The organism is Luteimonas sp. MC1782 (assembly GCF_014164605.1).
In the GTDB taxonomy this organism is placed as follows: domain Bacteria; phylum Pseudomonadota; class Gammaproteobacteria; order Xanthomonadales; family Xanthomonadaceae; genus Luteimonas.
Map to the genome: position 1 here is coordinate 323,108 of NZ_JACJFT010000002.1, position 20,400 is coordinate 343,507.

16 protein-coding genes and 1 pseudogene are annotated in these 20,400 nt (G+C 71.0%); 15 read left to right on the forward strand and 2 right to left on the reverse strand.

Going from position 1 to position 20,400, the window contains the following annotated elements; translation table 11 throughout:
- Window positions 1–15 precede the first annotated feature (15 nt).
- A complete protein-coding gene (locus tag H5368_RS10905; RefSeq protein WP_182824501.1) occupies window positions 16–2,070 on the forward strand; it encodes a M1 family metallopeptidase in 2,055 nt (684 codons plus the stop codon).
- A gap of 16 nt (window positions 2,071–2,086) precedes the next feature.
- Window positions 2,087–2,848, forward strand: coding sequence for a hypothetical protein (locus H5368_RS10910; RefSeq protein WP_182825266.1), 762 nt, complete (start codon window positions 2,087–2,089; stop codon window positions 2,846–2,848).
- Between the two features lie 6 nt (window positions 2,849–2,854).
- On the opposite strand, the gene H5368_RS10915 is transcribed toward H5368_RS10910, so the two are convergent.
- Entirely contained in the window at window positions 2,855–4,222 is a 1,368-nt protein-coding gene (locus tag H5368_RS10915) for a hypothetical protein (protein WP_182824503.1), read from the reverse strand.
- A 2-nt stretch (window positions 4,223–4,224) separates the two neighbouring features.
- The gene (locus tag H5368_RS10920) at window positions 4,225–5,157 is read right to left on the reverse strand and encodes a carbohydrate kinase family protein (protein ID WP_182824505.1); all 933 of its coding nucleotides are present in this window, start codon (window positions 5,155–5,157) and stop codon (window positions 4,225–4,227) included.
- Between the two features lie 274 nt (window positions 5,158–5,431).
- Between H5368_RS10920 and H5368_RS10925 the strand changes: the two genes are divergently transcribed.
- The 13 genes and pseudogenes from H5368_RS10925 (at window position 5,432) to yedA (ending at window position 20,398) form a co-directional block, all read left to right on the forward strand.
- The gene (locus tag H5368_RS10925; protein ID WP_182824508.1) at window positions 5,432–6,475 is read left to right on the forward strand and encodes a rod shape-determining protein; all 1,044 of its coding nucleotides are present in this window, start codon (window positions 5,432–5,434) and stop codon (window positions 6,473–6,475) included.
- Window positions 6,476–6,498: 23 nt separating this feature from the next.
- The gene (mreC, locus tag H5368_RS10930; RefSeq protein WP_182824510.1) at window positions 6,499–7,407 is read left to right on the forward strand and encodes a rod shape-determining protein MreC; all 909 of its coding nucleotides are present in this window, start codon (window positions 6,499–6,501) and stop codon (window positions 7,405–7,407) included.
- Window positions 7,404–7,886 (forward strand): rod shape-determining protein MreD, encoded by a 483-nt coding sequence (gene mreD, locus H5368_RS10935; protein ID WP_182824512.1) that lies wholly within the window; start codon window positions 7,404–7,406, stop codon window positions 7,884–7,886. Before mreC ends, mreD begins: the two co-directional genes overlap by 4 nt.
- Window positions 7,883–9,727: pseudogene (gene mrdA / locus H5368_RS10940) on the forward strand (penicillin-binding protein 2); the annotation flags it as partial. The gene mreD and the pseudogene mrdA, both read left to right, overlap by 4 nt.
- Window positions 9,728–9,855: 128 nt before the next feature.
- A complete protein-coding gene (rodA, locus tag H5368_RS10945; protein ID WP_182824517.1) occupies window positions 9,856–10,971 on the forward strand; it encodes a rod shape-determining protein RodA in 1,116 nt (371 codons plus the stop codon).
- A gap of 104 nt (window positions 10,972–11,075) precedes the next feature.
- The gene (gene mltB, locus H5368_RS10950) at window positions 11,076–12,173 is read left to right on the forward strand and encodes a lytic murein transglycosylase B (RefSeq protein ID WP_255486510.1); all 1,098 of its coding nucleotides are present in this window, start codon (window positions 11,076–11,078) and stop codon (window positions 12,171–12,173) included.
- Window positions 12,170–13,576: a septal ring lytic transglycosylase RlpA family protein gene (locus H5368_RS10955; RefSeq protein ID WP_182824521.1), complete on the forward strand. Its 1,407-nt coding sequence runs from the start codon at window positions 12,170–12,172 to the stop codon at window positions 13,574–13,576. Before mltB ends, H5368_RS10955 begins: the two co-directional genes overlap by 4 nt.
- Window positions 13,577–13,640: 64 nt before the next feature.
- Window positions 13,641–14,864, forward strand: coding sequence for a D-alanyl-D-alanine carboxypeptidase family protein (locus H5368_RS10960; protein WP_182824523.1), 1,224 nt, complete (start codon window positions 13,641–13,643; stop codon window positions 14,862–14,864).
- An 84-nt stretch (window positions 14,865–14,948) separates the two neighbouring features.
- Window positions 14,949–15,227, forward strand: coding sequence for a DUF493 family protein (locus tag H5368_RS10965; RefSeq protein WP_182824525.1), 279 nt, complete (start codon window positions 14,949–14,951; stop codon window positions 15,225–15,227).
- Entirely contained in the window at window positions 15,215–15,898 is a 684-nt protein-coding gene (gene lipB, locus H5368_RS10970; protein ID WP_182824527.1) for a lipoyl(octanoyl) transferase LipB, read from the forward strand. Before H5368_RS10965 ends, lipB begins: the two co-directional genes overlap by 13 nt.
- Window positions 15,895–16,902 carry a lipoyl synthase gene (lipA, locus tag H5368_RS10975; RefSeq protein ID WP_182824529.1) on the forward strand — a complete coding sequence of 336 codons (1,008 nt, stop codon included), beginning with the start codon at window positions 15,895–15,897 and terminating at the stop codon, window positions 16,900–16,902. Before lipB ends, lipA begins: the two co-directional genes overlap by 4 nt.
- Window positions 16,903–17,077: 175 nt before the next feature.
- Window positions 17,078–19,264 (forward strand): carboxy terminal-processing peptidase, encoded by a 2,187-nt coding sequence (locus H5368_RS10980; RefSeq protein WP_182824531.1) that lies wholly within the window; start codon window positions 17,078–17,080, stop codon window positions 19,262–19,264.
- A gap of 192 nt (window positions 19,265–19,456) precedes the next feature.
- Window positions 19,457–20,398: a drug/metabolite exporter YedA gene (yedA, locus tag H5368_RS10985; protein WP_182824533.1), complete on the forward strand. Its 942-nt coding sequence runs from the start codon at window positions 19,457–19,459 to the stop codon at window positions 20,396–20,398.
- The last annotated feature ends 2 nt before the right edge of the window (window positions 20,399–20,400 follow it).

Consider the following 20,400-nt stretch of genomic DNA (forward strand, 5'->3'; position numbering starts at 1 on the left):
GCGGACCCCCGTCCCATGACCCTCAGCCGTACCCTCCGCCTGGCCGCGCTCGCGGCACTGGCGCTTGCCGCCGTTGTCGCCTGCAAGCGTGAACCCACGCCGCCGCCCGCCGCCGCCACGCCGCCGCCTGCCGCGGCCGCCACCAGCGGCGACTACGACGAGCATTCCTACGCCGAGCCCGACAAGGTCGCCATCGACGACCTCGCGCTGGCCCTGGCGATCGACTTCGGTAGCCGCACCCTGGCCGGCACCGCCACCTACACGCTGGACTGGCGCGACCCCGAAGCCAAGGAGCTGGTGCTGGACACCCGCGACCTGGCCATCGAGCGCGTGGAAGGCGAGGCCGAGGGCGGCGCCTGGCAGCCGCTGCAGCACACCCTGGCCGCGCGCGACGCGCTGCTCGGCAGCAAGCTGACGATCGCCGCGCCGGAGCGCAACGCGCGCATCCGCGTCAGCTACCGCACCTCGCCCGAGGCCTCCGGGCTGCAGTGGCTGGATGCGGCGATGACCCAGGGCAAGGCCACGCCGTTCATGTTCAGCCAGTCGCAGGCGATCCACGCCCGCTCCTGGGTGCCGCTGCAGGACACGCCGCGCGTGCGCTACACCTACAGCGCCGAGGTCACCGCCCCGGCCGAGGTGATGGTGCTGATGAGCGCCGACAACGATCCGGCCGCCGCGCGCGACGGGTCGTACAGCTTCCGCATGCCGCAGAAGATCCCCTCGTACCTGATGGCGATCGCCGCCGGCGACCTGGTGTTCAAGCCGATCTCGGCGCGCTCGGGCGTGTGGGCCGAGCCCGCCGCCGTGGACGGCGCGGTGGCCGAGTTCGCCGACACCGAGAAGATGATCGCCACCACCGAGGCGCTGTACGGGCCGTATCGCTGGGAGCGCTACGACCTGCTGCTGCTGCCGCCGTCGTTCCCGTTCGGCGGCATGGAAAACCCGCGCCTGTCGTTCATCACGCCAACGGTGGTCGTGGGCGACAAGTCGCTGGTGTCCTTGATCGCGCACGAGCTGGCGCACAGCTGGTCCGGCAACCTGGTCACCAACTCCAGCGCCAAGGATGGCTGGCTCAACGAAGGCTTCACCAGCTACGTCGAGAACCGCATCGTGGAGGCGCTGTACGGCAAGGAGCTGTCCGACATGGAGTACGTGATCGCGCGCAACGCGCTGGCCACGGAGATCAAGGACATGCCGCCCGAGCTGCAGGCGCTGGCGGTGCGCCCGGGCGTGATGAAGGACCCCGACGAAGGCCTCAGCGGCGTGTCCTACGACAAGGGCGCGTGGTTCCTGCAGTTCCTCGAGGAGCGCTTCGGCCGTGCCGAATTCGACGTGTTCCTGCGCGGCTACTTCGACCATTTCGCGTTCCAGAGCATTTCCACCGCGACCTTCGTCGACTACGCGCGCACCCACCTGCTCGAGAAGTATCCCGGCAAGGTGACCATGGCCGAGTTCGACACCTGGCTGTACGAGCCGGGCATCCCGGCCGGCGCGCCCAAGGTGCTGTCGCGCCGCTTCGGCGTGGTCGACACCGCGCGCCTGGGCTGGCTGGGCAGCGCGCAGCTGCCGCCGCCGGTGATCACCGATGCGTGGGTGACCCAGGAGTGGGTGCACTTCCTGGAGGGCATGCCGGAGACGCTGACCACCGTGCAGCTGTCGCAGCTGGATACCTCGTATGCGTTCACCGGCACGCCGAACGGCGAGATCGCGATGCGCTGGTATCCGCTGGCGGTGCGCAGCGGATATGTACAGGCGAACCCGGCGATCGCGGCGTTCCTGCAGAAGATCGGCCGCCGCAAACTGATCATGCCCACCTACGAGGCGCTGGTCGCCACCGAAGGCGGGCTGGCGCTGGCGAAGGATGTGTTCGCCAGGGCGCGTCCGGGCTACCACCCGATCACCACCGCGTCGGTGGAGAAGGTGATCGCCGAGGCCAAGCCCGTGGCAAGTAGCGGGATGGCGCCGGCTGCGCCCGCGATCGATGCGACGGTCGTGGCACCCGAGCCCGAGCGTCCCGCGATGCCGGTCGCCGATGGCGATCCGACGCGTCCGGCGCCGGCGAAGCGTTGAGGCGGGCGTGAAGCGCATGTCAGCCCGCGCCAGTGCGTTCCGCCACACGGCGCGTCCCGTGGTGCTGGCGGCGGCGGTGGGTGGCGCGCTGCTGGTGCTGACCGCCTGCCAGGACCCGACGGCGCAGGCCGAGGCGCAGGCGGCCGCGCAGGCACAGGCCGGCGAGGCGGCCGCCGACAAGGCGGCGGTCGAGTTCGATGCCGCCTTCGCGGCGGAGAACTGGCCGCTGGCCAAGGCCCACGGCGACCTGATCCTCGCGCGCCATCCCGATACCGCTGCCGCCGCGCGCATCGCACCGCTGCACGAGCAGGCCGGGGCGCGCGCCGAGGCGATCCGCGAGGACAAGCGCCTCGCCGGCCTGTGGACCTACAACGTCGAGCCGGTCACCGGCGGCACCCAGCTGTCGGCCGCGATCTACACCCGTGACCGCGTCGACAGCGACGGCAGCGGCGCAAAGCCGGTGCGCCTGATCTTCCGCGACCATCCGTCGTGGGGACGCAGCAGCTACCTGGTCATGGAAGCCGGCGACTTCGACTGCTACGGCGCCTGCCGCGTCGCCGTCACCGTGGACAGCGCCGCGCCGGTGCGCATGGCCGCCAACCGCCCCGACACCGACGAGGCGATCGCCATGTTCATCGACGACGAACGCGCGCTTTGGCGGATGCTCGACGGCGCGAAGGCGCTGTCGGTGGAGTATCCGGTCAAGGCCGGCGGCACGCGTACCGCGGTGTTCGAGGTGGGCGGGCTGGACCGCGCCAGGCTGGCCGGCTGGAAGTAGCCGGCGTCAGTCGAACCAGAGCAGCGGCAGGTCGGCGTTGAGCGAGATGTTGCGGAAGTCGCCGGTGGCACGTGCCACGGCCTCCACGTCATGGCAACCCGGCGCCAGCGCGCGCTTGCCGGCCGCCAGGTAGCTCGCCCCGATGGTGCGCGTGCTCACCGAGTGCGGACGCGGCCCAAGCGTCTGTTCGCTGGCGGCACCCACGTCCTGGCCGTTGATGCGGATGCGCAGCGAGACCGTGCCACCCGGATCCGCCTCGTCACCCTGGATCCGGCTCTTGGCGGAGAACAGCACCACGCCGCTGTGGCCCGGCGGGATGCAGGCGCGCCCCCGGCCCAGCACCACGTCGCCGCCGGCCGGCGGGCACTTCTCCGGGCGGAAGCCGTTGGTCCCGACGCAGACGTAGGCGTAGCGGCGGTGCTGGCCCTTGGCCGCGTAGTCGTGCGCGGGTGCCAGCCCGCGTCCGGTCACGCGCATGCCCCCGGCCAGGGTGATGAGCCGCGTGCCGGCACCCACCCGGTAGCGGGCGGCGTTGGTGCTCGCCATCAGCGGCCGGTAATACGGCGACTCGCTGGCGACCAGCTGCACCGTGCTGTCAGCCGGCGGCGACGGGTACAGCGCCTGCGCGAACATCGGGGCCTGCACTTCTGCGCCGAGCGCGAACAGGTCGTTGATCGACCAGGTCGCCGTGTCCAGCGGTGATTCACGGCCGTTGAGGAAGATCCCCCACATCGCATCGCCCGGGGAGTCCGACACGTAGCTGTGCCCGGAGGCCATCGCCACCACGGGTCCGGCGGCATTGCGCGCCGCCGCCGTCAGCAGCGCGCGCCGGCCGCGCTCCGGGATGGGCGTGCCCTCCGGTGTGTCGCGGGTATCGAACGCGAGCCACGGCGAGGCCCCGGGCAGGCGGGCGGCGGCCACGTGGGTGGCCGCGGTGGTCACGATCGAGAGGTTCGCGCCCGCCATGACCGTGGCCCGGCCATCGACGGTGCGCGCATGCAGCGCGACACGCACCTTCCCGGCCGGGACGCGCACCGCCCCGATCGCGTTGAACGCATGCCGGTTGGGCGCCCGGGAGCCGCGCCAGTCGATGATGCTGTCGTTGGACACCGGCTTGCCATTGACGGTGATGTAGGCGTTGGCCTGTGCGGCATCGAGCGGCGCGTACACGCCGTCCGACTGCAGGTACAGCCAGCCGGCGCGGGGCACGTGGACTGTCGCCTCCAGCAGCGGGCCGGAACGGCCGGCGACGATGCGGTCCGCCGCCAGTTCCAGGTAACGCGATTCGGGGCCCGCGCCGCGCGCCGGCAACCACGTTGCATCCGCCAGCAGGGCGGCCGCGGCGACCAGGCATCCCGCCAGACGGATGGGCATGCCTAGAGGGCGTAGCCGAACTGCTGGGTGAACTGCGCGGCGAACTCGTCGTAGTCGAAGCGCTGGTTCTGCGTGCCGGGGTGCTCCACCTTCAGCGCGCCCATCAGGTTGCCGATGCGGCCGATGGTTTCCCAGCCGTAGCCCTTCTCGATGCCGAACAGCAGGCCCGCGCGGAACGCGTCGCCGCAGCCGGTCGGGTCGGTGACGCGGGTCTCGTGCGCGGGCGGCACGTCGTAGGTCTTGCCATCGGCGTAGATCACCACGCCCTTGGGGCCGCGCGTGGTGATATAGGCCTTGACCTTGCCGGCGATGGTCGCCTCGTCCCAGCCGGTGCGTTCCTGCAGCAGGTTCGACTCGTAGTCGTTGACCGTGACGTAGTCGGCCTGCTCGATGAAGGCGCGCAGCTCCTCGCCGTTGAACAACGGCATGGCCTGGCCGGGGTCGAAGATGAAGGGAATGCCGGCCTCGGCGAATTCCTTCGAGTTCTGGATCATGCCTTCGTAGCCGTCGGGGCTGACGATGCCGATGGTCACGCCGGGCACGTCGCGCACGTGGTTCTCGTACGAACGCATCATCGCGCCCGGGTGGAAGGCGGTGATCTGGTTGTTGTCGAGGTCGGTGGTGATGAACGCCTGCGGCGTGAACAGCTCCGGGATTTCCTTGACATGGCCCAACGGGATGCCGAGATCGGCGAAGTACTCGCGATAGGGGCCGAAATCCTGGCCGACGGTGGCCATCGGGATCGGGTCGCCGCCCAGCAGCTTGAGGTTGTAGGCGATGTTGCCGGCGCAGCCGCCGAACTCGCGGCGCATCCGCGGCACCAGGAACGAGACGTTCAGGATGTGCACCTTGTCCGGCAGGATGTGGTTCTTGAACTGGTCGGGGAACACCATGATGGTGTCGTAGGCCAGGGAACCGCAGATCAGGGCAGGCATCGGGAAGGTGCTCCAGGGGCTGTTGCCGGCGGCTACGCCGGTTGGTTTTGTGATGGGGGTCCGCGACCGGCAGGGCCGCCGGGCATGCCACTGCCGCCCCTGTCGGGCCGGCTGGCCGCACAGGTTAGCCGCTGCGGTCGTGCGCGGCCAAGCACGGCGCATCGCGGGCAGCGGTTCTCCTTGCCCGGGACTGGGGCCGCGGTTACGCTTGCTGATCCCGTTTTCACGGGAAATCCCCCCTGTTCCCCTGCCTCCTGACGGACGTCCGCCCCCGATGTTCAAGAAGTTCCGCGGCATGTTTTCCAACGACCTGTCCATCGACCTGGGCACGGCCAACACACTCATTTTCGTCCGCGGCCAGGGAATCGTGCTCAACGAACCCTCGGTGGTGGCCGTGCGCCAGGACCGCTCCGGCGGCCAGAAGGCGGTCGCGGCCGTCGGCAGCGAGGCCAAGCAGATGCTGGGCCGCACGCCCGGCAACATCACCACGCACCGGCCGATGAAGGACGGCGTGATCGCCGACTTCACCTACACCGAAGAGATGCTCAAGCACTTCATCCGCAAGGTGCACAAGTCGCGCTTCCTGCGCCCCAGCCCGCGCGTGCTGATCTGCGTGCCGGCCGGCTCCACCCAGGTGGAGAAGCGCGCCATCAAGGATTCGGCGCTCGAAGCCGGCGCCCGCGATGTCTCGCTGATCGAGGAGCCCATGGCGGCCGCCATCGGCGCCGGCATGCCGGTCACCGAGGCGCGCGGCTCGATGGTCGTCGACATCGGCGGCGGCACCACCGAGGTTGCGGTGATCGCGCTCAACGGCATCGTCTACTCGCAGTCGGTGCGCATCGGCGGCGACCGCTTCGACGAGTCGATCATCAACTACGTGCGCCGCAACCACGGCATGCTGATCGGCGAATCCACCGCCGAGCGCATCAAGCTCGAGGCCGGCTGCGCCTACCCGCAGGACCCGGTGATCGAGATCGAGGTTTCCGGCCGCCATTTGGCCGAAGGCGTGCCGAAGATGATCAAGATCAGCTCGGCCGAAGTGCTGGACGCGTTGCGCGAGCCGCTGGCCGGCATCGTCAGCGCGGTGCGCCAGGCACTCGAACTCACCCCGCCGGAGCTCTGCGCCGATGTCGCCGAGCGCGGCATCGTGCTCACCGGCGGTGGCGCGCTGCTGCGCGACATCGACCGCCTGATCAGCGAGGAGACCGGGCTGCACGTGCAGGTCGCCGAGGATCCGCTGACCTGCGTGGCCCGCGGCGGTGGCCGCGCGCTGGAGCTGCTGGACATGCACGGGAACGAGTTCTTCGCGTCGGAGTGACCTGACCGTCCACGGCCCAGACAGTGTCCTCCTACGCCGGCCCCGCCGCCCCGCGCTCCAGTGACGTCGCCGGCACGCTGAGGCTGCTGGCGTACCTCGCGCTGTCCATCACCCTGCTGGTGTTCGACCATCGCGGCGACTGGCTGGCCCAGGCCAGGTCGCACGCCAGCGTGGCGATGCAGCCGGTGTGGTGGCTGGCCGGGCTGCCGTCGCGGCTTGGCGAAAGCGTGCGCGACGACGCCGCCACGCGCACGCGCCTGGCCGAGGAGAACCGCCGCCTGCGCAATGAGCTGCTGGTCGGCGCCGCGCGCCAGGCGCGGCTGCAGGTCGAGGCGGAAGAAAACGCCCGCCTGCGCGGCCTGCTCGGCGCGGCCGAACGCGGCGGGCTGGACGTGCAGTTGGCACCGATCCTGGATGTCGACCTCGACCCCACGCGCCAGCGGCTGATGCTCAATGCCGGCACCGGCCTGGGCGTGCACCGCGGGCAGAGCGTGATCGACGCCGGCGGCCTGGTGGGGCAGGTGATCGAGGCCACCCCGACCACGGCGGTGATCCTGTTGTTGACCGATCCCGACCACGCCGTGCCGGTGGCCGTGGCGCGCACCGGCGTGCGCCTGATCGTCTATGGCACCGGCCGCAGCGACCGGCTGGAGCTGCGCAACGTGCCGCTGTCGAGCGACGTCCGCGCCGGCGACGTGCTCATCACCTCCGGCCTGGGTGGCCGTTTCCCGCCCGGTTTCCCGGTGGGCACGATCGCCGCCCTGCGGCCCGACGACAGCCGCGCGTTCCTGGTCGGCGACGTGCACGCGGCCGCGCAGCTCGACCGTGGCCGCGACGTGCTGCTGCTGCGCGACCGCGCGCCGGGCCGCGCGCCGCCGCCGGCCGCACCTGCCGCATCGGATGCGCCGCCCGCGCCGGGGGCCACGCCATGACCCGCGGCCGCAGCTGGGTGCTGCCGGTCGCCGTGCTGCTGGCGCTGCTGCTGGGCCTGTTGCCCATGCCGGAGCTGCTGCAGCCGTTCCGCCCGTACTGGCTGGCGCTGGTGGTCGCCTACGGGGTGATCGAGGACAACGACAGGGTCGGCCTCGGCTTCGCGTTCTGCGTGGGCGTGGTGGCCGACCTGGCGTTCGGCGGCCTGCTCGGCGAGCAGTCGCTGCGGCTGGTGGTGATGGCGTTCATCCTGCAGCGCTTCCGCACCCAGCTGCGCTTCTTCCCGATGCCGCAGCAGGCGCTGGCGATCGGTGGACTGCTGCTCAATGACCGCGTCATCAGCACCGTGCTGCATCTCGCGCTCGGCGAGCCGCTGTTGCCGCTGGCCTACTGGTGGGCGCCGCTGCTCGGCATGCTGCTGTGGGCGCCGCTGTTCCTGCTGCTGGACGCGCTGCGCATCGGCCGCGGCGTGCGGCGATGATCGGCGGCCGGGCGCGGACGCGCCTGCGCAATCCGCAGGCCGAGGCGCGGCTGTTCCGCAGCCGTGCACTGGTCGGATTCGTCGTGGTGGTGCTGGCGCTGGGGGGGCTGGCGGGCTGGTATTTCAAGCTGCAGGTGCTCGACCACGACGTTTACGCCAAGCGTTCGCAGGCCAACCGCATCAAGCCGCGGCCGGTGGTGCCCGGGCGCGGGCTGATCTACGACCGTGCCGGGCGGATCATCGCCGACAACGTGCCGGCCTACCGCCTCGACGTGACCCCGGAGGACGCCGGTGATCCCGAGGCGCTGCTTGCCGCGCTGTCGAAAGTGGTGGAGCTGTCACCGCAGGACCTCGCGCGCTTCGAGGCGGAGCGCCGCACCACCCGGTCCTTCCGCGCGATCACGCTGAAGCTGCGCATCAGCGACGAGGAGGCGGCGCGTTTCGCGGTCGAGCGCTGGCGGTTCCCGGGTGTCGAGCTGGTGCCCTACCTCAACCGTCGGTACCCGCAGGGCGACCTGCTGGCGCACATCGTCGGCTACGTCGGCCGCACCGACGAGAGCGACATCGTGAAGTTCGGCGAGGCGCATGCGGTGTTCACCCACACCGGGCGCACCGGCCTGGAGCGCTACTACGACGAGGCGCTGCGCGGCGTGGTCGGCTACGAACAGGTGGAAACCAATGTCGAGGGCCGCGCGCTGGGCCGGGTCGGCATGCTGCCGGCGTCGGCGGGCGCCGACCTGCGGCTGTCGGTGGATGTGGAACTGCAGCGCGCGATGGCGCTGGCCTTCGGCGGGTTGCACGGCTCGGCGGTCGCCGTGGACCCCGCCACCGGGCAGGTGCTGGCCATGGTCAGCCTGCCGAGCTACGACCCCAACCTGTTCGTCAACGGCATCGCCAGCGCCGACTACCGGCGCCTGATGGACGATCCGGCGCGGCCGCTGTTCAACCGCAACGTGCTCGGCGGCGGGCCGCCGGGGTCGACCATCAAGCCGTTCGTCGCCCTTGCCGGCGTGGACAGCGGCGTGCGCACGCCCGACAGCAAGGTGTTCTCCACCGGCGAGTTCTTCATTCCCGGGCAGAGCCGCGGCTATCGCGACGCCGGGGCCGGCGGCGGCTGGGTGGACCTGCGCGATTCGATCTCGCGCTCGATCAACTACTACTACTACAAGCTCGCCTACGACATGGGCATCGCGCGCTTTGCCACGTACATGGCGCGCTATGGTTTCGGCCAGCCCACCGGCATCGACCTGACCGGCGAGACCAGCGGCATCGTGCCGTCACCGGAATGGAAGGCGTCGCGCACCAGCGAGCCCTGGTATCCGGGCGAAACCGTGATCGCCGGCATCGGCCAGGGCTACTGGGTCGCCACCGCGCTGCAGCTTGCGCGCGGCACCGCCGCGATCGCAAACGGCGGCACCCTGCATCCGCTGCGCCTGGTGTCCGAGCGCCGCCTGGCCTATGACGCGCCGTGGACGCCGTTGCCGCGGCTGCCGGCGCCGGGGATCACCGACAACCCGGCCCACCTGCGCGCGGTGCAGGAAGGCATGGTCAACACCATCCATGGTCGCGGCACCGCGACCGCCATGGCCCGCGGCGCCGAATACCGCATGGCCGGCAAGACCGGTACCGCGCAGAAGATCAGCCGCAAGGGCACCGCGCGCATGGATCCGCGCAGCCTGCCCTACCACCTGCGCCACCAGGCGCTGTTCGTGGGTTACGCGCCGGCCGAAGCGCCCACGATCGCGGTGGCCGTTGTGGTCGAGCATGGCGGCTACGGCGGCACCACCGCGGCGCCGATCGCGCGCAAGATCTTCGACGCCTGGCTGCTGGGCACCATGCCCGAACCGGCCGACGGCACCGAGGCCGCGGCCGACGCGTTGCCGGCGGTCACCTTCGACACCGTGGTGTCGACCCTGCTGCCCGGGGCGCACGCGGTGGCGGTGGCTGCGCCGGCGGTCGAGGCCACCCCATGAACGTCATCCTGCGCTGGCTGCTGGACCTGCTGCAGGGCTTCGTGCGCAGCATCGACTGGATCCTGCTCGGCGCCCTGGCGGGACTGATGGCCGCGGGCCTGGCGGTGCTGCACAGCGCCGGCGGTGGCGAGACGGTGCTGGTGAAGTCGCAGGGTGCGCGCTACGTGGTCGGCCTCGGCATCATGTGGCTGCTGTCGCGCGTGCCGCTGCTGCGCCTGCGTGGCGCGGCGCCGGTGGTGTTCGCACTGTCGCTGCTGCCGCTGGTCGCGGTGCTGTTCCTCGGCACCGGGCGCAGCGGCGCGCACTGGCTGAACCTTGGCGTGTTCTATTTCCAGCCGGCCGAACTGCTGAAGCTGAGCCTGCCGATGGCGGTGGCCTGGTACCTCAACAACGGCCCGATGCCGCCGGGCTTCGCGCGCACGCTTACGGCGATGGCGATCGTCGGCGTGCCGACCGGGCTGATCCTGCTGCAGCCCGACTTCGGCACCGCCATGCTGGTGGCGGCCAGTGGCGGGTTTGCGCTGTTCCTGGCCGGCATGTCGTGGTGGTGGCTGGTGGCGGCGGCCGGCGGCGTGGCCGCGGCGGCGCCGGTGGCCTGGTACTGGCTGCTGCGGCCCTACCAGAAGGACCGCATCCTCACCTTCCTGGATCCGGAATCCGATCCGCTCGGCACCGGCTGGAACATCATCCAGTCGAAGATCGCGATCGGCTCCGGCGGGCTGCGCGGGCAGGGCTGGGGCGAGGGTTCGCAATCGCATCTCAACTACGTGCCCGAGCACACCACCGACTTCATCTTCGCCGTGTTGTCGGAGGAATTCGGCTGGCTGGGCGTGGTCACGGTGCTGTCGCTGTATCTGGTGGTGGTGGGCCGCTGCCTGTGGATCGCGGCCGAGGCGCGCGACGGCTTCGCGCGCCTGCTGGCGGGCACCCTCGGGCTGGGATTGTTCGTGTACGTGCTGGTCAATGGCGGCATGATCTCGGGCCTGCTGCCGGTGGTCGGCGTGCCGATGCCGCTGCTGAGCTTCGGCGGTACCGCGGCGGTGTCGCTGCTGGCCGGCATGGGCGTGGTGATGGCGGTGCACGCCAGCGGCCAGGTGCGCGCGCGACGCTGAGCCGAAACGGCGTCTGAACGGCTGCCGCAGGCCGGCGAGGGTGCGTGCTAACCTCGCGCCCGATGATCCGAAGCCCCCGATTCCCGCTTTCCCGACCACGCCTGTTGCCGGTATTGGCCGCGCCGCTGCTGTTCGCCGCCTGCGCACCCACGGCGATCTCGCGTGCACCCGTGGCACCCGCGGCCACCACGCCACCGGCGGTGGCGGCCACGGCGCCTGGCCTGCTGCCGGCCGTGCCACAGCCGCCGGAACGCCCGGTGGCGCCGCCCGCGGTCACCGATCCGGCGCTCGGGCGCGAACAGCGCATCGCCGCGTTCGTCGACTACACCGCCGACACCTACGGCGTGGACCGCCAGCGCATCCGCGCCGCGCTGGCCACGGCGGAGCACAAGCAGTCGATCATCGACGCGATGTCGCGGCCGGCCGAGGCCGTGCGCCCGTGGCGCGACTACCGCCCGATCTTCATGAACGACGCGCGCATCAACGGCGGGCGTGCGTTCTACGCCGAGAACCGCGTCGCGCTCGATCGCGTGGCCGCCGAGACCGGCGTGCCGGCCGAGTACATCGTCGCCATCATCGGCGTCGAGACCAGCTATGGCCGCATCACCGGCAACCACCGCGTGCTGGATGCGCTGTACACGCTGGCGTTCGGGTTCCCGAAGCGCGCGCCGTTCTTCGCCGGCGAGCTGGCGCAGCTGTTCGCGCTCACCGCCGAGGAGCCGCAGCTCGACCTTGGCGCGCTGAAAGGCAGCTATGCCGGGGCGATGGGCATGGGGCAGTTCATGCCGTCCAGCTACCGGCTGTGGGCCAAGGATGGCGATGGCGACGGACAGCGCGACCTGCTCACGCACAAGCCCGACGTGTTCGCGTCGATCGCCAACTATTTCGTGGTCCACGGCTGGCAGCGCGGCGCGCCGGTGGTGGCGCGCGCGACGCGCGACGCCGCCGCGGCCGACTTCAAGCCCGACAACCTGGAGCCGGTGCATCCACTGCCCGCGCTGGCGGCGCGCGGCTACCGGCCGCAGTCCGGGCAGCCGCTGGCCGAAGGCGCGACGCTGCTGTCCTTCGACGGCGAGGCCGGCCCCGAGTACTGGCTGGGCTACCGCAACTTCTACGTGATCAGCCGCTACAACCGCTCGCCGATGTACTCGCTGGCCGTGCACCAGCTCGCACAGGCGATCGCCGGCCGGCCGGCGCAATGATCCGCCGGCGTGCCGCTGCCGGCTGGGGCCTTGCCGCCGCCGTGCTGCTGCTGGCCGGTTGTGCCGGCACCCCGAAGAAGACGGCCGACGCGCCCGGACGCGCGCCGGACACCGCGGCGCAGCCCGATGCCGGCCGCAAGGTGTCGCCGTACGCACCGGCCACCGAGGATCCGTCCACGCGCGGCGACTACGTCGCCGGTGGCCTGTACAAGCCGGGTGTGCGCGACACGCTGCCCGACTACCTGCCCGACGTGGATGCCATCCCCGAGCCCGAGGTGGTCGCCCTGGCCCGATCGCGCCATGGCAACCGCTCGCCGTACTCGGTGCTCGGCAAGTCGTACCGGGTGCTCGAAGATGTCGACGGGTTCGTCGAACAGGGCCTGGCGTCGTACTACGGGCAGAAATTCCACGGCCGCAAGACCTCCAACCAGGAGGTCTACGACATGTACGCGTTCACCGCCGCGCACAAGTCGCTGCCGCTGCCGAGCTTCGCGCGCGTCACCAACCTCGACACCGGCAAGTCGGTGGTGGTGCGGGTCAACGACCGCGGGCCGTTCCACGATGGCCGGGTGATCGACCTGAGTTACGCGGCGGCGGTGAAGATCGGCGTGCATCCGCGCGGCACCGGCCGCGTCGAGGTGCGTGCGCTGAGCGCGGCGGAAAACGCGCGCGGGACGCGCGACACGCGCGTGGCCGAGCAGGTCGATCCTGCCACCGGCCTGCCGCCGGGCGTGCGCGTCGCCACCGGAAAGCCGCAGCCCGCGCCGCCCAGCGCCATCGATGGCCTGGTGCAGGCGCTGCCGGCCACGGCCGCTGCCGTCCCCGCCAAGGCGGTCGCGACGGCGGCGACGACGGTGCCGGCCAGCGTGGCGACCGCGACCACACCGCCGCCCGTCGCCGGCGGCGACTGGCGCTTCGACATGCGCCAGGACGGCAAGGCGATGAGCGCCGACGAATTCGATGCCTGGATGAAGTCGCGCCGTGCGCGCGTGGCCACCGGACGTGCCGGCACGCCGGATCCCTACGGCTCGGCGGCACCGGCGAAGGCCGGGGCCGCGGTGCCCGCGCGTGGCGCCGCCGCGCCCGCACGCGAAACCGTCGCCGCCGCACGCCAGGCCGATGCCGCGCCGGTGCCGGTGCCCGCGGCCGACGCGGCATCGCGCGTCGGTGCAGGCGGCGTGCTGCTGCAGGTTGCCGCCTTCGGCTCGCGCGACAACGCGCAGCGCGCACTCGCCATGCTCGAGCGCGCCGGCATCGCCGCCGCGCGGCTGCACGACGGCACCGCCTCCGGGAAACCGGTGTGGCGACTGCGCGTCGGGCCTGTCGCCCATGCCAGCGTCGCCGACCTCAGCGCACGCGTGGCCGGTCTCGGCTTCGGCGCGCCGCACGTCGTGCGCGAGTAGACTTCCGTCCTTTGTCCCTGTCGTCCCGGTCACGGATGGCCGTAATCCCGGAGTTCCATCCCCGATGAATGCCCACGCCGTCCGCGTCGCGCTGATCACCCTTGTCTCCACCGCCGCGCTCGGCCTTGCATACGCCCAGACCCCGGCGCCCGCGCCGTCACCCACGCCGTCGCAGCCGGCCGCGCTCAGCGACGAGCTGCCGGTGCCGGACGCGCCACCGGTCACCGGAACCGCGTGGTTGCTGATGGACCACGCCACCGGCCAGGTGCTCGCCGGCCACAATGCCGACGAACGCGTCGAGCCGGCCAGCATCACCAAGGTGATGACCAGCTACGTGATCGCCGCCGAGATGAAGGCCGGCAAGGTCGGCGCCGACGACGACGTGCTGATGAGCGTCAACGCCTGGCGCACCGGCGGCGCCGGCACCGATGGCAGCTACAGCGGCTTCGAGGTCAACAAGACCGCGAAGCTGGTGGACATGGAAAAGGGCATGGTGGTGCAGTCGGGCAACGACGCCGCGATCGCGCTCGCCGAGCACGTGGCCGGCAGCGAGGAGGCGTTCGCGATGCTGATGAACGCGTACGCCAAGCGCATCGGCATGAAGAACTCCAACTTCGTCAACGCGCACGGCCTGTCCGCGCCGGAGCACTACTCCACCGCACGCGACCTGGCGCTGCTCGGACGCGCGCTGGCGCGCGATTTCCCGCAGGAGTACGCGTACAACAAGATCAAGGAATTCACGGTCGGGCCGATCACCCAGCGCAACCGCAACCTGCTGCTGTGGCGCGACCAGAGCGTCGACGGCATCAAGACCGGCCACCATTCGGGTGCCGGCTACTGCCTGCTGGCGTCGGCCAAGCGCGGTGACCAGCGCCTGGTGTCGGTGGTGATGGGCTCCACCAGCGAAAACCAGCGCGCGGTGGATTCCCAGGCGCTGCTCAACTGGGGCTTCCGCTTCTTCGAGACCCACAAGCTCTACGAAGCCGCCAAGCCCGTGGCCACCCAGAAGGTGTGGAAGGGCCAGCTCGACGAGCTGAGCCTGGGCGTCGCCCAGCCGCTGCTGGTGAGCGTGCATCGCGGCAAGTACGCGCAGCTCAAGCCGACCATGGACGTGCCCAAGACCCTGGTCGCCCCGATCGCCAAGGGCCAGGCCATCGGCACGGTGCGCGTGAGCCTGGACGGCAAGGTCGTGGCCGAAGCGCCGCTGGTGGCGCTGGAAGGCGTGGAGGAGGCCGGGTTCTTCAAGCGCCTCTGGCACGAGCTGCTGATGTGGTGGCAGACCGTCTGACGTCGCCCGTCGCCGCCGTCCGGCAACGCCCGGGCGGCCGCGTGCGGTGCTTGGATTCCGCGCCCTGGTCCCCATAATCCGCCGATGGCCATCAAATCCGACAATCCCGATCACGGCTTCCAGTTTCCCGGTGATTTCGAGATCACCGCGGTAGGTCCCGTCACCGCCGGCCTCGAGGTCGAGGTGCCCAACCTGCTGCGCGCCGCCGGCCTCACGGTGCTGCACGAGACCGTGACCACGCGTGCCTCGAGTGGCGGCAGGTTCGCATCGGTCAAGCTCAGCTTCCGCGCCAATTCGCGCGAGGAGTACGACTCCGCGCATGCCGCGCTGCGCGAGCATCCCGAGGTGAAGTGGACGCTGTAGCGCCGGCCTTGCGCGCCGCGGCCGTGCGCGACCTCGGTCGCCAGCCCTACGAACCGGTGTGGCGCGCGATGCAGGCGTTCACCGACCGCCGCGACGAGGACACGCGCGACGAACTGTGGGTGGTCGAGCACGATCCGGTGTTCACCCTGGGCCAGGCGGGCAAGCCCGAGCACGTGCTGCTGCCCGGCGACATCCCGGTGCTGCACGTCGACCGCGGCGGCCAGGTGACCTATCACGGCCCCGGCCAGCTGGTGGTCTATCCGCTGCTCGACCTCAAGCGCCTGAAGATCGGCGTGCGCGACTACGTCTGCCGCATCGAGCAGGCGCTGATCGACACCCTGGCCGGCTGGGGCATCGTCGCGCAGCGCCGCGAGGGCGCGCCCGGGGTCTACGCCGGCGACGCCAAGATCGCCGCGCTCGGCATCCGCGTGCGCCGCGGCTGCACCTTCCACGGCCTCGCCTTCAACATCGCGATGGACCTCGAACCGTTCCACCGCATCAACCCCTGCGGCTACGCCGGGCTCGAAGTGACCTCGGTGGTAGAATGCGGCGGTCCCGCAAGCCTCGACACCGCCCGGACCGCGCTGCTCGCGGCCCTCGCCACGCAGTTCGGCCTGGCAACGTTTGAAGCGCCTAGAGAAGCGGTTTTTGCCACGGCCACGAGATCATGACCAACACCTCCGCCAAGTCCATCCCGCTCGCCGTCATCGCCGATGCCGGTGCGCCGTCGCTGGTGCCGGGGGTGAAGCAGGTCGCGGGGGACAAGATCGGGCGTTCGCCGGTGGAATTCGTGGATACGCCGGTGCTGCGCAAGCCGTCGTGGATCCGGGTGCGCATCCCGTCCAACGGCGCGGTCGCCGCGCTCAAGGCCAAGCTGCGCGAGAACCGCCTGGTCACGGTGTGCGAGGACGCCAGCTGCCCGAACATCCACGAGTGCTTCGGCCACGGCACCGCGACCTTCATGATCCTGGGCGACGTGTGCACCCGCCGCTGCAGCTTCTGCGACGTCGCCCACGGCCGGCCCAAGCCGCCCGACGCCGACGAGCCGCGCCGCCTGGCGGAGACCGTTGCCGACATGGGGCTGAAGTACGTGGTGGTGACCTCGGTCGACCGCGACGACCTGCGCGATGGCGGGGCCCAGCATTTCGTCGACTGCATCGCGGCGATCCGCGCGCTCACCCCGACCACCAAGGTCGAGGTGCTGACCCCGGACTTCCGCGGCAAGGGGCGCATGGACCGCGCGCTGGAGATCCTCGCGGCCGATCCGCCGGACGTGTTCAACCACAACGTCGAGACCGTGCCGGAGCTGTACCGCAACGTGCGGCCGGGTGCCGACTACCAGTGGTCGCTGACCCTGCTGCAGCGCTTCAAGGCGCAGCACCCGGGCGTCACCACCAAGTCGGGGATCATGCTCGGCCTCGGCGAGACCCTGGAGCAGGTGCAGGGCACCCTGCGCGACCTGCGCGCGCACGACGTGGACATGGTCACCATCGGCCAGTACCTGCAGCCCAGCGCACACCACCACCCGGTGTTGCGCTACTGGACGCCGGAGGAGTTCAAGGCCTTCGAGGACTACGGCATGGCGCTGGGCTTCACCCACGTCGCCTCGGGTCCGCTGGTGCGCTCGTCCTACCACGCTGACCGCCAGGCCGCGGGTGCCGGAGTGGCCGGCTGAGACAGCCGCGCCGCGGCCGCCACCGCGCTTGTCCATCGTTCACACCCATGCCCATTCACGCGGTTAGAGTGGGTTTGCGCCTGCCCCGATGCAACTTCCAGCACTGTTCCCGGCACCAAGGGCAGGCGATCGTGCACCAGGCGCCACCCGCACCGCGAGCAACGAGCGAATACGAATGAAAGCCAGGCAAGCCATTTCCATCTCCGCGATCGTCCTGGCACTCGCCACCCCGCTGGCGCTGATGGCGCGCGCCGACGGCGGCGCCATCCCGGCCGTGCCGACGGCCGACCACGCCACCACGTCCAAGCTGGTCTACGGCCTGCTGTCCGACAGCCGCTATGCCTATCGTCCGCGCGCGCTGGACGCGGCGATGTCGGCCGACATCTTCAAGCGCTACCTGGAATCGCTCGACGGCAACAAGCTGTTCCTCTCCGCCGGCGACGTTGCGCGCTTCGCGCGCTACGAGCCGCGCATGGGCGATGCCGTGCGCCAGGGCGACGTGGGCCCGGCCTTCGAGATCTTCGCGCTCTACAAGCAGCGCGTCGACGAGCGCGTCGCGTACGCGCGCGGCCTGCTCAAGCAGGACATCTTCGACTTCAACAGTGACGAACGCTGGTATTACGACCGCGAGGACGCGCCGTGGGCGGCCGATGGCGCCGAGCTTGACGGGCTGTGGCGGAAATCAGTGCGCAACGACTGGCTGCGCCTGACGCTGGCGGGCAAGAGTGCCGCCGAGATCCGCGCCACGCTCGACAAGCGCTACGCCAACATCGCCACCAGCATCGCCCAGCTCAATGGCGAGGACGCGTTCCAGAGTTTCCTCAACGCCTACACCGCGTCGATCGACCCGCATACCGACTACTTCAACCCGCGCACCGCCAAGCTGTTCACGCAAAGCATGTCGCTGTCGCTGGAAGGCATCGGCGCGCAGCTGCAGCGCCAGGACGACGTGGTCGTGATCCGCGAGCTGATTCCCGGCGGGCCGGCCGCGACCAGCAACAAGTTCACGCCCGGCGACCGCATCGTCGGCGTCGGCCAGGGCACGAGCGGGCCGATGGAGGACGTGATCGGCTGGCGCATCGATGACGTGGTCGAGAAGATCAAGGGCAAGGCCGGCACCCAGGTGCGCCTGGACGTGGTGCCGGTGGAAGCCGTGCTCGACAGCGCGCCGGTTCGCATCACCCTGACGCGCGCCAAGGTGCGCCTCGAGGAGCAGGCGGCCAAGTCCAAGGTGCTCGACATCCCGGGCGTGCAGGGCGCGCCGGCCAAGCGCATCGGCGTGATCGAGCTGCCGGCGTTCTACCAGGACTTCGAGGGCCGCCGCAGCCGCGACGGCGACTATGCGTCGGCCACGCGCGACGTGGCGCGCATCCTCGGCACGTTCCGGACCCAGGCGGTCGACGGCGTGGTGCTCGACCTGCGCAGCAACGGCGGCGGCTCGTTGAACGAGGCGGTCGAACTGACCGGCCTGTTCATCGACCAGGGCCCGGTGGTGCAGGTGCGCGAGTCCGGTGGCCGCGTCAGCGTGGAAGCGGACCGCAAGGCCGGCGTGTCGTGGGACGGCCCGCTCGCGGTGCTGGTCAACCGCGGCTCGGCCTCCGCCTCGGAAATCGTTGCCGGTGCCATCCAGGACTACGGCCGCGGGCTGGTGATCGGCGAGACCACCTTCGGCAAGGGCACGGTGCAGAACCTGGTCGACCTCGACCGCTGGCCGGCCAACGAAGGCAAGCGCTACGGCCAGGTCAAGCTGACCATCGCGCAGTTCTTCCTGCCCGGCGGCAGCAGCACGCAGAACAGGGGCGTGGTGCCGGACATCAGCTTCCCGGTGACGGTGGATGCCAGCGTGTTCGGCGAGAGCACCTACGACAACGCGCTGCCGTGGACCCGCATCGCCGCCGTGCCGCACACGCGCTACGGCAATTTCGCGCCGCTGCTGCCGCGCCTGGACGCGCTGCACGCCGCACGCGTGGCGAAGGACCACGAGTTCCGCTGGTTCTCGCAGGACGTGGCCGAGTTCCGCGCCGAGTCCGAGAAGAAGTACATCTCGCTCAACTTGGCCGAGCGCCGTGCCGAGCGCGACCGCCAGGACGCCAAGCGCAAGGAGCGCCAGGCCGAGCGCAAGCGCCTGGGCCTGCAGCTCGACCCGCTGGCCGACATCGACAGCGACGACGGCCTGACCGCCAACGAACGCGACATCGCCCAGGACACCGCGCGCGAAGCCGCTGCCGAGAAGCGCCCGGATCCGCTGCTGCGCGAGTCGGCGGCGATCCTGGCCGATGCGGTGCGGCTGCTCGATGCCGACCGCAAGCTGTCGTCGACGGTGTTGCCGGAGTCGACCGGCCCCGGGCTCTGGGCGCGCTGAAACGCCTGCCGCGCTTCGGCGCGGCGTGAGCCTGCAGTGCCCGGCCGTGGGTCACGATTCGCGCCACCATCCCGGGGTCGGCCCGCAGTGATGCGGGCCACGCGGCGGCGCGCGGCGTAGAATCCCCGCACGCCGCCAGGCCCGTCCCGGCCGCGCTTCTCCCCTCCGATACTCCTACGCCCTGGACCTTGCATGGGTGCTGCCCCGTTTCCGGCTCCACGCAACGCCACCGGGCCGTCCGTCGTGCTTGCGCTCGCGGCGGTGTACCTCGTGTGGGGTTCGACGTACCTGGCGATCCGCTTCGCGCTGGAGGGCGGCTATCCGCCGCTGCTCATGGCGGGCGTGCGGTTCCTGGCCGCCGGTGGCGTGTTCTACGCCTTCCTGCGCCTGCGCGGCGTGCCCGCGCCGACGCGCGCGCAATGGCGCGACCTGGCGGTGATGGGCCTGCTGCTGCTGGGACTCGGCAACGGCATGGTATGCATCGCCCAGCAGACGGTGTCGTCAGGCCTGGCGGCGGTGGCGGTGGCGTCTGCGCCACTGTGGATCGCGCTGTTCGCCAGCCTGCGCGGGGAGCGGCCGACGCGGCTGGAACTGTCCGGGCTCGGCATCGGCTTTGTCGGCGTGCTGTGGCTCAACGCGGGCAGTTCGCTCACCGGTTCGCCGCAGGGGATGCTGGCGCTGCTGGTCGCGCCGCTGGCGTGGGCCTGGGGCTCGGTCTGGAGCCGCGGCCGTGCGCTGCCGACGCCATTCATGGCGGCGGCCGGGCAGATGCTCTGCGGCGGCGTGCTGATGCTGGTCGCGGGCCTCGTTTTCGGCGAGCGCATCACGGCTATGCCCACGCCGAAGGCGAGCCTGGCGCTGGCCTACCTGGCGGTATTCGGCTCGATCGTCGGCTTCACCGCCTATGCGTGGCTGCTTCAGAACGTGCGCACCACGCTGGCCAGCAGCTATGCCTACGTCAATCCGGTGATCGCGGTGCTGCTCGGCACGTGGCTGGCGGCGGAACGCTTCAGTGGCCATGACATCGGCGCGATGGTGGTGATCCTGGGCGGGGTGGTGGTGATCACCGTGGGCAAGGCGCTGCGCGGCCGTCCGCGCGCGGCCGCTGCCGTCGCCGGCACGCCCGAGCCGTGACA

Coding starts and splice junctions, on each gene's coding strand:
- H5368_RS10905 (WP_182824501.1), top strand. CDS start 16: ATGACCCTCAGCCGTACCCTCCGCCTGGCCGCGCTCGCGGCACTGGCG.
- H5368_RS10910 (WP_182825266.1), top strand. CDS start 2,087: ATGTCAGCCCGCGCCAGTGCGTTCCGCCACACGGCGCGTCCCGTGGTG.
- H5368_RS10915 (WP_182824503.1), bottom strand. CDS start 4,222: ATGCCCATCCGTCTGGCGGGATGCCTGGTCGCCGCGGCCGCCCTGCTG.
- H5368_RS10920 (WP_182824505.1), bottom strand. CDS start 5,157: ATGCCTGCCCTGATCTGCGGTTCCCTGGCCTACGACACCATCATGGTG.
- H5368_RS10925 (WP_182824508.1), top strand. CDS start 5,432: ATGTTCAAGAAGTTCCGCGGCATGTTTTCCAACGACCTGTCCATCGAC.
- mreD (WP_182824512.1), top strand. CDS start 7,404: ATGACCCGCGGCCGCAGCTGGGTGCTGCCGGTCGCCGTGCTGCTGGCG.
- rodA (WP_182824517.1), top strand. CDS start 9,856: ATGAACGTCATCCTGCGCTGGCTGCTGGACCTGCTGCAGGGCTTCGTG.
- H5368_RS10955 (WP_182824521.1), top strand. CDS start 12,170: ATGATCCGCCGGCGTGCCGCTGCCGGCTGGGGCCTTGCCGCCGCCGTG.
- H5368_RS10960 (WP_182824523.1), top strand. CDS start 13,641: ATGAATGCCCACGCCGTCCGCGTCGCGCTGATCACCCTTGTCTCCACC.
- H5368_RS10965 (WP_182824525.1), top strand. CDS start 14,949: ATGGCCATCAAATCCGACAATCCCGATCACGGCTTCCAGTTTCCCGGT.
- lipA (WP_182824529.1), top strand. CDS start 15,895: ATGACCAACACCTCCGCCAAGTCCATCCCGCTCGCCGTCATCGCCGAT.
- H5368_RS10980 (WP_182824531.1), top strand. CDS start 17,078: ATGAAAGCCAGGCAAGCCATTTCCATCTCCGCGATCGTCCTGGCACTC.
- yedA (WP_182824533.1), top strand. CDS start 19,457: ATGGGTGCTGCCCCGTTTCCGGCTCCACGCAACGCCACCGGGCCGTCC.